This is a genomic window from Mycolicibacterium pulveris, from assembly GCF_010725725.1.
In the GTDB taxonomy this organism is placed as follows: domain Bacteria; phylum Actinomycetota; class Actinomycetes; order Mycobacteriales; family Mycobacteriaceae; genus Mycobacterium; species Mycobacterium pulveris.
Genome location: NZ_AP022599.1, coordinates 3,387,727 through 3,400,695, shown reverse-complemented (window position 1 = coordinate 3,400,695; position 12,969 = coordinate 3,387,727). Strand labels below are relative to the sequence as shown.

The 12,969-nt window shown below is 66.3% G+C and carries 8 protein-coding genes; 2 read left to right on the top strand and 6 right to left on the bottom strand.

What is annotated here, in order from left to right; genetic code table 11:
* Window positions 1-121 precede the first annotated feature (121 nt).
* From G6N28_RS16480 to G6N28_RS16470, 3 genes are all read right to left on the bottom strand, one after another.
* Window positions 122-3,853 (bottom strand): cadherin-like domain-containing protein, encoded by a 3,732-nt coding sequence (locus G6N28_RS16480; RefSeq protein ID WP_163902051.1) that lies wholly within the window; start codon window positions 3,851-3,853, stop codon window positions 122-124.
* Between the two features lie 785 nt (window positions 3,854-4,638).
* Complete coding sequence (locus G6N28_RS16475) at window positions 4,639-6,273, bottom strand: fatty acyl-AMP ligase (protein ID WP_163902049.1); 1,635 nt, start codon at window positions 6,271-6,273, stop codon at window positions 4,639-4,641.
* 322 nt (window positions 6,274-6,595) lie between these two features.
* A complete protein-coding gene (locus tag G6N28_RS16470; protein WP_163902047.1) occupies window positions 6,596-7,564 on the bottom strand; it encodes a 4-(cytidine 5'-diphospho)-2-C-methyl-D-erythritol kinase in 969 nt (322 codons plus the stop codon).
* A 71-nt stretch (window positions 7,565-7,635) separates the two neighbouring features.
* Here G6N28_RS16470 and G6N28_RS16465 point away from each other — a divergent pair, with 71 nt between their 5' ends.
* Window positions 7,636-8,430: a serine/threonine-protein kinase gene (locus G6N28_RS16465; RefSeq protein WP_163902045.1), complete on the top strand. Its 795-nt coding sequence runs from the start codon at window positions 7,636-7,638 to the stop codon at window positions 8,428-8,430.
* On the opposite strand, the gene rsmA is transcribed toward G6N28_RS16465, so the two are convergent.
* The 3 genes from rsmA to G6N28_RS16450 all read right to left on the bottom strand — a co-directional run bounded on the left by rsmA (window position 8,411) and on the right by G6N28_RS16450 (window position 11,395).
* The gene (rsmA, locus tag G6N28_RS16460; RefSeq protein WP_163906325.1) at window positions 8,411-9,346 is read right to left on the bottom strand and encodes a 16S rRNA (adenine(1518)-N(6)/adenine(1519)-N(6))-dimethyltransferase RsmA; all 936 of its coding nucleotides are present in this window, start codon (window positions 9,344-9,346) and stop codon (window positions 8,411-8,413) included. The two genes, G6N28_RS16465 and rsmA, sit on opposite strands and share 20 nt — an antisense overlap.
* Complete coding sequence (locus tag G6N28_RS16455) at window positions 9,343-10,470, bottom strand: resuscitation-promoting factor (protein WP_163902042.1); 1,128 nt, start codon at window positions 10,468-10,470, stop codon at window positions 9,343-9,345. Before G6N28_RS16455 ends, rsmA begins: the two co-directional genes overlap by 4 nt.
* A 70-nt stretch (window positions 10,471-10,540) precedes the next feature.
* Entirely contained in the window at window positions 10,541-11,395 is an 855-nt protein-coding gene (locus G6N28_RS16450) for a TatD family hydrolase (protein WP_163902040.1), read from the bottom strand.
* Window positions 11,396-11,420: 25 nt separating this feature from the next.
* Between G6N28_RS16450 and metG the strand changes: the two genes are divergently transcribed.
* Complete coding sequence (metG, locus tag G6N28_RS16445; RefSeq protein WP_163902038.1) at window positions 11,421-12,968, top strand: methionine--tRNA ligase; 1,548 nt, start codon at window positions 11,421-11,423, stop codon at window positions 12,966-12,968.
* The last annotated feature ends 1 nt before the right edge of the window (window position 12,969 follow it).

Genomic DNA, 12,969 nt, shown 5'->3' with positions numbered 1-12,969 from the left:
AAGCTTCACCCGCCCCGACGATCCCGCGGCCCGTGGGATAGCCGACACTGAGGTCAGCCGATTTCGCAATCAGAATCGATGCGACGATCGTGAGGCATCGCCGGGACACGGATCCTCCGCACTAGAACGATAAGTAGTTCCTTGGGTTCACTCGGCCGTAGATGCCCCGACTTGAGCTCAGAGGCATGGGAAGTACCTCGAAGTGAAGATGGGGCCCTGTGCACCCGCCGCTCACCCTCGTCGTGCAACCCACTTTTCCGATCAACTGTCCCTTTTTCACCACTTGGCCGATGTCGATGACGGTCTGGCTGAGGTGGGCGTATCCGGTGTAAACACCGAGGCTGTCATGCTGGATCAAGATGCTGATACCGGCGGCATCCCCCATCCAGTTCGAGCGTTGTCCTGGGCTATTGGATGTTCCCCATCCTTCGAACCAGATGACCCCGTCCGCTGCGGCGTACACTTCTCTTCCGGCCGGGGCCGCGAGATCGATTCCGGTGTGATTTCGTCCAGCTCCATACTCGCTAGTGACCGTATACGACGTGAGTGGGCGTGCCATTTTTCCAGTCGACGGTGGCGGTGCCGGTGGCACCAAGACTCCGGCGTGGCGATCCCATGCCGCGGTTGATCCCTTGTAAATCACCAGGTTTCCATCGTTCTGGACGACCAGCACGGCACCCTTCTGGCCATTTGTGTGGCTACTCCAGAGCGCTTTCGAACCACGATAGACGACTAGATTGCCATCACTCTGCATGACGGCGTGCGCCCCCGATTGACCGTCAGTAGCACTCGCCCACAACGCCTTATGGGAACGTTGCTCGTCGTACAGAACCAGGTTCCCGTCCTTTTGCATGTACAGGCGATACCTGCCGTTCTTCGATTCAATGTACTGGCCCGCCTTCAGCTGTTCTCCTGAGGTAAGCCGGTCATCGATCGGCGGAGGCGGCGGGGGCGGCGGATCGAGCGCGCTGATCGCCGCGGTAACGTCGACGGCAACACTGGCTTGGCCGTCGGACGCGGTCACGGTAAACGTGACGGTGTCCGGACCCGCTGTCTTATAGGCGTTTTGGCGGGCCTGCTTGGTCGGCGTGAAGACGTACATACCGGTGGCGCTGTCGACGGTGACCGTACCGATCGCCGGGTCGATACCTGAGGTCAGCTCATAGGTGAGTGGGTCACCGTCGGCGTCGTTCACGTTCATGGTTCCGGTGACGATGCCGGTCGCGGAATCGACGTTGACGGTCTTGAACGCCGGAATCCGGGCCGTAGGCGCATAGTTCCCGACCGGACCGACAATGATGACGGACACCGTGCCGTGGGGCGGCGCGCCGGCATCGGTCAAGTCGACGCCAGAGTTGATGACGTAGCCCTGTTGGCCGTTGCTGCTCATCGCAATTCCCGTCGGCATGACGCCGACCGGCAAGAGTTCGATGAGCCCGAAATCAACGGTGTCCACGGCGGCGATCGCCCAGCCGTTGGGTTGGTTATCCTCGCCGTAGGACGCGACCGGTATGTACGCGACGCTACTGTCCGCGCTGAAACCGGCAGCGACGCCGATCGGGACGTATCCGCCGAAAAGCTCCGGCCCGGCAACATGGACGACGTCGAGATAGGTTGGGCTCGTCGGATCGGTGTCGACAACGACAGATCCGCCCATCAGGTACATCTGCTTGCCATCCGGCCGCAGCGACGGAATGCCCGCCGCGACTCCGCCCGACGGGCCGATGGGTGTCTTGACGCCGGTGACAGTGTCGAAGACCGTCACACCCGACGGTGAGCTTTCCTCGCCGCCAACGTAATACACGTACCTGCCGTCCGGCGATACAGTGATCGCCAAAACCATGCCCCCGACCGGGATCGGATCACCGATCGGAGTGCCCTCGGCGGGGTCGAAGACCCGGATGTGCCATGTATAGACGGGGTCTTCGTCACCGATTTCGACGTCGGCACCGGTGACATACAACGAGCCGTCAGGTGCGGCCGTGACCGCGTACGCCGATTGGCCAACCGAGATGGTGTCGATGAGGGCGCCGCTCGACGTGTCGATCACGAGAACCGAGCCGTCGACGACGACGTCCGTACCGACGATCCTCTGCGAGCTCTTCGCCACATACAGACGGCTGCCGTCGGGGCTGACAGCCATCGAATCGCTCGGTGAGGCCCCGACCACGACCATATCCCCGTCCGAGAACAGCGGAGACGACCACAGCACGCTCCCGTCGGGCGCGACGGCATGAACCTTCCCGTAGCCGTCGAGGACGTAACCGCGTCCATCCGGTCCTGCCTCAATACTGGCGGGGAACGCCGGTGACGGTTGGTATGCGACCGGTATACCGATGTCGGTTTCCAACGGTGAGACCGGCACGCTGTCGACCACGATTGTGACGGGTGCGTTCAGCCCATCGGTGACCGACACGGTAAAGCTGTCGAACGCCGCGCCGGGCGCCTCAGATGTTTCAACAGCGCTGACGGACAACACATTTGCAGAGGGAGTCGGCAGGCCGGCGATAAGCCGAGCGGCCGTCGACGGCGTGTAGGTGTACGTGCCGGTGGCGGAATCGATCGTGACCGTGCCGTTGGCGGGCCCGGTCACCACGGTGTACCTCAACGCGTCACCCTCAGGATCGCTGATACCCAGCGACCCGGTGACCACGCCCGTGCTCGGATCGCCGGGTGTGCGCGTGATCTTCTCCGGATCCGCAATGGGTCCATGATTCTGATCAACTGGTGTCACCGTTACCGTCACCTGCGCCGTACTGCTGTGGCCTTGGCCCGGCTGAAAGAGGCCGAACAGGCCGTGCATGTGGAACGCGCCGGCGTCGCTGACCATGACGGTGAAAGTGTCTTCGCCCCCGCTGGCCGCGAAGGCTTCGTTGGGCGTGTAGGTGAAGATCCCGTCGGGATGAATGACCACGGAACCGTTGGCCGGGCCCTCGGCGACCGAGAACCCCAGCGGGTCGCCGTCACTGTCATGGGCAGCCAGATCACCGGTGATGATGCCGTCCTCGGACTGGCTGTTGAGTGCCGAGTCGTAGCCGATCGTCGGTGTGCCGTTGAACAGCGTGTACTCAATCTGGCGGCGCACCCAAGCCAGCAACGTCCACAAAGTCGGCGACTGCACCGGTGCTGCCGGGGCGTTGGTGGCTGCCGGCCCCAGACCGATCAACCCGAGGAAACCTGACACCAGATCCGTCACGATGCTGATTGGCGATGCAGCCGCGGCCGGTGCGACGGGGACCGACGTGGCCCCTGACGAATCTTCTTGTGGCGTCGAGAAAGCGGAGACAGTCGACGGCTGGGAATCCGCCAGGTCATCGACGAGTGAATCCTCGGCGGCCGGTGAGGGCGCTTGTTGCGCGGAGACCGATGGTTCCAGCGCACCGCTTGGCACCGAGTTCTCGGTGGCGTTCTGAGCGGTCGACAAGGGGTCGGTGGCCCCCGAGTCGTCTGCGCCATCCGCCTTGTCGGCTTGGGTTACCGAATCGGGTGTCGCGAAGTGTTCCTCGTTCGACGGTGAGCCATCGTCACTTTCTTGATCTCCGGAATTTGTTGTGTCAGATACGGTTTTCTCCGCGGAGATGTCCGCTTCGCCCTCTTCTTCGCCATCCGCCGCAGCGTCGCCACCGCCGTACGTCCCGGTTTGGGCTCCCCCCGAACTCTGCACGATGCCGTCGCGCGGGTCTGCCGAAGACGCATCGGTCGCGTCTGAGCTACCGTCGCCCGCTGGCGTCGACGTCGGCTCCGTGGAGTTCGACTCCGGCGCGTCGGAGTCCGCACCGACCGACGCATCGTTGGCCTTGGTCGTGGTGCTCTTGTCTGGTTCGGCGAACGCTATCGCCGGGCTGGATGCCACGGCTGCACCGACCCCAAGCGCCACCGCAAGCGCACCGACTCGGCCGATGCAGTTTGCGAAACTTGCATCGTCTCGACGATGCCGGCCGCTGGACCCCCTGCCTGATGCCATTGACACCCTCCCCCCGGGAGCGTTCGTCGGCCACCGTCACTTAGGTGGCCGTAGTAACTTAACACGCTGAGGTTGCGCTACCGCAAGAAATAAGGCAGCGCCCAGGAGACTTTTTCACGCGTAAGTCCCCGCCGAACCCACACCCAACAACGACGTTCCCGCCAACTGAGTCGTCCCGCGAAGCAGCCTGTTGAGCTGCGGTTTTCCTGATTCCGCGGACCTCGAGACGGTAAGTGGCTCGCAACGTTTCACTGGTCATCGCGGGCGCCAACCCGACTTCCCTGTCATAAGTCCAGATGAAGGTTCACAGACCTCGTGCCTTCGCAAATTCTCCCGAAACGTCCGCACAAGCACTCCCGAGTCGAAACCAGTCGACTGTAGCCCTGCCGACACTCCTGGAGAGACACAAAGTTTGCTGTATCGGCGCTCACGCGCCGAACTCGATGACGGACAACGGCAGAACGTCGGACGGGACAAGGGCTGCCGATCGAGGTGTTCTCAAGTGGTTGGCAGGTGGCCGATTACGAGATGACGATCGTCTCCGCGAAGATAACGGCTTCGGTGCCCGAGAGCGTGCGGGACGCCTAGAGCCCACCCGCGAGCGTGCATAAAGTCGCGCTGAACCCCGGCGTGTCGCCCTCTGACACGCACGCTCGCGCAAAAAGATACGAGGGTTAGGTGACCAGGGAGACCGAGGTCGAGCGGCGCAGCTTGCCCGACGGCGTCTTCGGGATCGTGCCCGGGCCGAGCACCACGACGTTGCGGGGTCGCACATCGACCTCGGCCACCACCTCGTGCGCGACCTGATGCTCGATGCGGCGCACCTCTTTGGGGTCCTGCCACGCGTTGGATTCCACTGCGACGGCGAAGGTTTCGCGGGAGTGCCCGGCGTCCAGCCGCACCGCGACGGCGCAGCCGGGACGCACACCGTCGACGCGGCAGGCGGCGCGTTCGATGTCGGTGGGATAGATGTTGCGGCCGGCCATGATGATCACGTCCTTGACGCGGCCGCACACCACGATGTTGCCTTCCTCGGTGATGTAGCCGAGGTCGCCGGTGTCATACCAGCCGTGCTCGTCTTGCGCCGGAATGAACCCGCCCATGGTGATGTAGCCCGGCGTCACGCACTCGCCGCGCAGCTCGATCACGCCGACACCGCGCGGGGGCATGACGTTGCCGTGCTCGTCGATGACGCGGGCCTCCAGGTCCTGCAGCAGCGGGCCCAGCGTGGCCAGCCGGCGGGTGTTGCCCTTGGTCGCCGGCACGGCGCGGCGCAGCGCGGCCAGCAGATCCGCGTCGACCTCGTCGACCACCAGGCCGGCGCCGCACGGCGAGAACGACACCGCCAGCGTCGTCTCGGCCATGCCGTAGGCCGGCAGGATCGCCTCGGGCTGCAGGCCGAACGGCTTCCCCGCATCGAGCAGGTCCTCGACGTCGGCGGGCTCGACCGGCTCGGCGCCCGACAGCGCGAACCGCAGCGTGGACAGGTCGAACTCACCCGGCTTGGCCTGCCTGCGCAGCCGCTTGGCGAACAGCGCGTAGGCGAAGTTCGGTGCGGCGGTCATGGTGCCCTTGTACTTGTCGATGAGCTTGGCCCACAGCAGGGTGTCACGCAGGAAATCCATCGGCGTGACCTTGACCAGCTCGGCGCCGAAGTACATCGGAATGGTGAGGAAGCCGACCATGCCCATGTCGTGAAAGCACGGCAGCCAGCTGACCATGACGTCCTTTTCGACGTCGTACTCGGCGCCGATGAACATCGCCTCGGCGTTCGAGTAGATGTTGCGGTGCGTGATCTGCACGGCTTTCGGCGATCCCGTGGAGCCGGACGTCAGCTGCATCAGCGCCAGATCGTCCTCGGCGACGTCGATCGGGTCGATGGGGTCGGAGTCCAGCAGGTCGCTGACGGTCAGGACCTTGACGCCCTTCTCCTCGAGCACCGGGATGGCGACCAGGAAAGGCTCCGAGACGATGACGGCCTTGGCCTCGATCATGCCGATGACGGTCAGCGTGTCCTCGGCCCAGATCGCCAGGTCGGTGCGCGGTGTGGGCTGGTGCAGCATGGTGAGACTGGCGCCGCGCATCCACAGCCCCTGCGCGGTCGGGGCGATCTCGACCGGGAAGCCGGCCAGCACGCCGACCGCGTCACCGAGCCCGATGCCGGCCTTGGCCAGCCCGCCGGCGATGCGACGGGCCCGCTCGTGGACCTCGCCCCAGGTGTGCCGAACAGGTGCGTGCGGTTCACCGGTGACCATGCCCGTCGTGGCCGTGCGAGCATTGCGGTACATCTTCTCGGTGAATCGGCTCACGACAACCTCCTCGGTTCCGAGGCGTAGGCCCCGGTGTAATGCTCCGCCCGATCAGCCGCACCATCGCGAATACGCGCGCACAAATCGGCGGCGGTTATGTCTCGAATCGGTGATGGGCCGGACCAGCGATTACATCTGACGAGCCGCCCACCGACGGTACCGGCGGGCGAAAGTCTCGCGTCCGATGCTTGACCGCTAGTTTTCACCGTCGCTCATCTTATGCAACTCTTAAGTAGCTGCCAAACTCTCGCGATAATTGAGTTACGTGTCACATCGTTCGCCCGCGAAACTGAGGTTGTGCACGGAAAGCGCCTACGGGCGCTTACAGGGTGGACGGCGTCGGGACGACGCGGGCCCCCTGCACCGGGCCGCTGGCCACCCGCACGCCGCGGCACACTCCCGCGTCGGCCAGCCGGGCGCCGACGTCGACGGCCGCGGTCGCCGACGCGCACAGAAACGCGCAGGTCGGCCCGGATCCGGACACGATGCCGGCCAACGCGCCCGCTTCGGTACCGGCTTGCAGGGTGGCGCCCAACGACGGGTCCAGGCTCAGCGCCGCCGGTTGCAGATCGTTGCCGAGCATCGGCGCCAACGCCTTCGGATCCCCTGACGCCAGCGCGGCCAGCACCGGCTCCGGGTCCTGCAGCCGCGCCGGCCTGCCGCCTTTGGGCCCGGTTTCGCGCAGCCGGTCGAGCTCGGCGAACACCGCGGGTGTCGACAGCTCACCGTCGGCGAACGCCAGCACCCAATGAAAGGTGGTGCGGGCCAGCACCGTCGCCAGCTCCTCGCCGCGGCCGGTGCCCAGCGCCGTGCCGCCATGCAGCGCGAACGGGACGTCGCTGCCGAGCTGGGCGGCCAGGGCGTGCAGGTCGCGCCGGGGCACCCCGAGTTCCCACAGCGTGTTCATGCCCACCAGCACCGCGGCCGCGTCGGCGCTGCCGCCGGCCATCCCGCCGGCCACCGGGATCGACTTCTCGATCGCGATCGCCACATCGGGGGCGCGCCCGACGTGCTCGGCCATCAATTCCGCCGCCTGCCAGGCCAGGTTGCGTTCGTCGGTGGGCAGCGAGTCCACCCCTTCGCCCGACATCTCCAGCGAGAGCACGTCGGCGTCGCGCACGGTGACCTCGTCGAGCAGCGAGACCGCGTGAAAAACGGTGGTCAGCTCGTGATAGCCGTCGTCGCGGACATCTCCCACGGCGAGGTAGAGGTTGACCTTGCCCGGCACCCGCACGGTGACCGACCCAGTGGGCACCCACTCCGAGGCGGTGTTTCCGTTCCAGGTCGGCACGGCACGACACTAGCGGAGTCCGGCGGCGCCAGCAGCCGTCTGCGCGGCTGGGCTGAACCTAGGCTGGGGCGGTGCTTGCCCCCGGTGACCGGTTCGAACGCTACGTCGTCGACGCGGTGCTCGGCCACGGCGGGTACGCGACGGTGTACCGGGTGCACGACGCGGCGGCCCCGGACCGGGTCGCGGCGCTGAAGATCCTCGACGAGCAACACCGCCACCAGGCCCAAGTCGCCCGGCTGCGGCGGGAGTTCGAGCTTGCCCGACGGTTGGATCATCCGCACATCGTGAAGGTGTTCGAGCGCGGGCCCGGGTGGCTGACGATGGAGGTGATCGACGCCGGCGTGGCCACCATGGCCGGCAGGGACGCCCGGCTCACCGCCCTCGGCCAGATCGCCGACGCCTTGGACTACACCCACAACCGCGCGGTCGTGCACTGTGACGTCAAACCGGCCAACATCCGGGTCGGCTCGGCCGCCGACGGGCTGCGCGCGGTGCTCATCGACTTCGGGGTGGCCCACTCGATGACCGACGACATCGGCCGTCGCCCCACCCAGGCCGAAATGTCGCTGCCGTACGCCGCACCCGAGCTGATCACCGGGCACGCCCCCGTGTCGGCCACCGACGAATACGCGCTGGCCTGCACCACCGTGGAGCTGCTGACCGGCGCGCCGCCGTTCACCGACGACTCCAGCATCGGATTGATACGCGCGCATCTGCACCGGCCCACCCCGCGGTGGTCACGCGAATTCACTTGGCTGCCAAGGGTATTCGACTCGATATTGGCCAAAGCGATGGCCAAGGACCCGGCGGAGCGCTACCCGTCGTGCCGGGAGTTCGTCTCGCTGGTCACCCGCGCGTTGCGCTAGCGTCCGAGCTCATCTGTCGCTGCGCGGCGGCGTCGCGCTTGACCGGGGGGGTAGCGGCCTGACCCGACCGTTGCAGCAGCCGCACGAAGTCCGCGATCGACAGCGTCTCGCCGCGTCGCGAGGGGTCGATGCTCGCGGCCAGCAACCGGCTCGCCGACTCGTTGCCCGAACCGGCCCACTCGGCGAACGCGTTGCGCGAGGTCTTGCGGCGCTGCGCGAACGCGATGTCGATCAGCTCGAACACCTGCTGGCGGAACGCCTCGTCGGTGGGCCACGGGGAGACCTCGTAGCGGTCGATGCGCACCAAGCCCGAGTAGACCCGCGGAATCGGCCAGAACACCGTCGGCGACACCATGCCGAACCGGCGCACGTTGCCGAAGAATCGCACCTTGACGCTGGGCACGCCGTAGTCCTTGCCGCCCGGTTCGGCCGCGAGCCGCTCGGCGACCTCGGCCTGCACCATCACCATCACGGTGCGGATGGACGGGAACTCGGCCAGCAGATGCAGCAGCGCGGGCACCGCGACGTTGTAGGGCAGGTTCGCCACCAGCGCGGTCGGCTCGTCGGGCATCTCGGCCCGCCGGAACGTCAGGATGTCGCGGTTGAGCACCGTCAGCCGATTGATCTCGCTGTGCGAATGATCGGCGATGGTCGTGGGCAGCTGGCGGGCGAGCACCGGATCGATTTCGACCGCGGTCACCCGAGCCCCGCGGTCCAACAGACCCAGCGTCAGGGACCCGAGGCCAGGACCGACTTCGAGGACGTGGTCGTGGCGATTGACGCCGGACGCCGACACGATCCGGCGCACGGTGTTGGCATCGTGGACGAAGTTTTGGCCGAACGACTTGCGTGGCCGAAAGTCAATCTCTTTGGCCAGGTGTCGTATCTCGGTCCGTCCGAGTAGTCGAATGGTCAGCGCGCCCCAATCCTCCCGCTACACGTCGGCCACGCACCCCAACCTTGCCGCGCCCGAGTGACCTCAGCAATCGCAATTTGCTCTTCTCTTGTCGCCAGATCGGCCCTCGCAGCATACCTCAGACCACCGTTGCGCTCCCAGGTGTTTTGATCAAATTGCACGCCGCCGTAATATCCGTTGCCCGTATTGATGGCCCAATTACCTCCGGCTTCGCAGCGGGCCAGGGCATCCCAAACGGCTCCGTTGCTCACCTGCGGAACCTCGGTGCCGGGCTTCGCGCCGACGCGGACCACGCCTTCCCTGGCCGGCTCGATTACGACATTGGCTACTGGCAGTCTGCCGGTCTCCACACCGTTGACCTTCGCGACGGCAAAAGTCACGTCCTGAGTGCCCGGGGTTCCGGGGTCCTCGACGACGGTTCGGCTCTGGTTCAGCGTCGGGTCCTCGATGCGCTTGGTGTGCGCGGGCAGCGGGACCCGCTCGGTGACGTGGTCGACGCGCACCCGGGTCACGTGGATCTGCATGCCCTCGACGACGGGTGCGCTCGGCGCGGGATTCACGCCGTCCTTCTGCTGCAGCGGCGCACCGGCGGCCTCCAGCAGCGCGCCGACATTGGGCGCCGCCAGGCGCACGGTGCGCTGCTGCCCGGCGTCGTCGAGGTGCACGGTCTTGGCGCTCACCACCGGAAGTGACATGCCCGCCAGCGGAACCCGGCTGCCGCGCGACGCCGCGGCAGGAGCCTTGTCGGTCATCTGCAGCTGCGCCAACGCCTCGTCGACGGTGGACGCCGTCGTCCACACCTGCCTGCTGTCCTCGCCGTCGAGCGAGATCTGCAGCGGCCGGCTGCGCCGCAACACGATCTCCTCGGACTGGTGCACCGGCGTCTCGGCGGCCGGGTAAAGATCGTCGCGTTCGCCGACGTCGAATCCGTTCTCGGTGACGACGTCGATCACCCGCGACTTCATGGTGGCCACCGTCATGGAGGTGCCGTCCACGGTCAACGTCACTGTCTTGTGCGCGGCGACGGCGACACCGCCGGCGAACACCAAGGCGAGCAGCGTCGCACCGACCAGAAGTCGCAGCAACGGCGAGCGCGCTTCATGAATCTTGTTCAAAACGTTCAAAATCTGCTTTATCCCGACTCGGACGGCGTATTAGGGGCGCTGTTCGATCACCGCACGATAACGAAAAGGTCTACGTCCAACAACTCGGCAGCCCGTAGGCCCGCGCGGCCGTTTCAGTCGTTTCGGATGCAACGACTTCGGCGGGTTTGCCGAGCAGCTCGGCCAGCGCCCGCACGGTATAGGGCAGACAGTACGGCTCGTTGGGGGCACCCCGGTACGGATGCGGGGTCAGAAACGGCGCGTCGGTCTCGACCAGCATTTGCGACGCCGGTATCAGCAACGCCGCTTCGTGCAGCGCTTTCGCGTTGCGGAAGCTCACGGTGCCCGACAGGCTCAGCAGCCAGCCCGCCTCGACGCAGGTGCGGGCCATCTGCGCGTCCGAGGAAAAGCAGTGAAAGATCACCGTCTCGGGCGCTCCTTCGGCGCGCAGCACGTCGAGCACCTCGGCGTCGGCATCGCGGTTGTGGATCATCAGCGGCTTTCCGGTCCGCTTGGCGAGGTCGATGTGCCAGGCGAAGGCCTCACGCTGCCGCGCGGGCGACGCGCAGCCGTCCAGCCTGCCCGGCCAGTACATGTCCATGCCCGTCTCCCCCACCGCGACCACCCGCGGGTGGCCGACCAACCGCTCGATGACGGCCTTGGCCTCCTCGGTCAGCGCGTCGGCCCGGGTCGGGTGCAGTGCGACGGCGGCGTACACGCGGGGGTCGGCGTCGGCGGCGCCGGTCACCCAGCGCGCGGAGTCCAGGTCGTCGGCGATGGTGACCACGGCCTGCACGCCGACGTCGGCGGCGCGGTCGACGATCGCGGTGACGCTCGCGGCGTCGGTGGCGCCGCACGCGTCCAGATGGGTGTGCGCGTCGATGAGCGGGGTCAGCGGCTGCGGTGCGGGCGGCCGCTCCCGTCTGCCTGCGCGCTTGTCACTCACGGCAACACCATAAGCTGAGCTAGAAATGAAGAAGCCCTACTACATCACGACCGCGATCGCCTACCCCAACGGCGACCCGCACATCGGCCACGCCTACGAGTACATCGCCACCGACTCGATCGCACGCTTTCGCCGCCTGGACGGGTACGACGTGCGCTATCTGACCGGCACCGATGTGCACGGGCTGAAGATGGCCGAGGCCGCGGCCGCCGAGGGCATCCCCACCGCCGAGCTGGCCCGGCGCAACTCCGACGTGTTCCAGCGGATGCAGGAGAAGCTCAACATCTCCTTCGACCGGTTCATCCGCACCTCCGACCCGGACCACTTCGAGGCATCCAAGGAGATCTGGCGCCGGATGAACGAGGCCGGCGACATCTACCTGGACACCTACGCGGGCTGGTACTCGGTGCGCGACGAACGCTTCTTCACCGAGGCCGAGACCACCGTCGGGGCCGACGGTGTCCGGGTGGCCGCCGAGACCGGCGCGCCGGTGACCTGGACCGAGGAGCAGACCTACTTCTTTCGCCTCTCGGCCTACACCGACAAGCTGCTGGCGCACTATCAGGCGCATCCGGAGTTCATCGAACCCGAGGTGCGGCGCAACGAGGTCGTCAGCTTCGTCTCCGGCGGGCTGAAGGATCTTTCGATCTCGCGCACCACATTCGACTGGGGTGTGCCGGTACCGGGCCACCCCGACCACGTCATGTACGTCTGGGTCGATGCGTTGACCAATTACCTGACGGGCGTGGGCTTTCCGGACACCTCCTCGGAGTTGTTCAAGCGGTATTGGCCCGCCGACCTGCACATGATCGGCAAGGACATCACCCGGTTCCACGCGGTGTACTGGCCGGCGTTTCTGATGTCGGCGGGAATCGAGCTACCGCGCAAGATATTTGTTCACGGCTTCCTGCTCAACCGCGGCGAGAAGATGAGCAAGTCGGTCGGCAACGTGGTCGACCCCAACGCGTTGGTGGACACCTTCGGGCTGGACCAAGTGCGGTACTTCCTGTTGCGCGAGGTGCCGTTCGGGCAGGACGGCAGCTACAGCGAAGACGCGATCATCGGGCGGATTAACGCCGATCTGGCCAACGAGCTGGGCAACCTCGCCCAGCGTTCGCTGTCCATGGTCGCCAAGAACCTCGACGGCATCGTTCCGGAACCCGGCGAGTTCACCGACGACGACAACCAGTTGCTAGCTGCCGCCGACGGGCTGCTGGATCGGGTGCGCGCGCACTTCGAAGCGACGGCGATGCACCTGGCGCTGGAGGCGATCTGGTCGGTGCTCGGCGCGGCCAACAAGTACTTCTCCGCCCAAGAGCCCTGGGTGCTGCGGAAGTCCGAGTCACCGCAGGACGGGGTACGCTTCCGGACCGTCCTCTACACGACGTTAGAGACCGTGCGGATCGCAGCGCTGCTCAGCCAGCCGGTGATGCCGGGATCAACGGGTAAGCTGCTCGACTTGCTCGGGCAGACTGACGAGCAACGCACATTCGCGTCGGTCGGCACGCGGTTGGCGCCTGGTACGGCGCTGCCCGCACCGACCGGCGTGTTTCCGCGCTACCAAATGGACTGAA

Excerpts from the sequence above, each read along its gene's own strand:
- metG (WP_163902038.1), top strand. The coding sequence starts at position 11,421 with ATGAAGAAGCCCTACTACATCACGACCGCGATCGCCTACCCCAACGGC.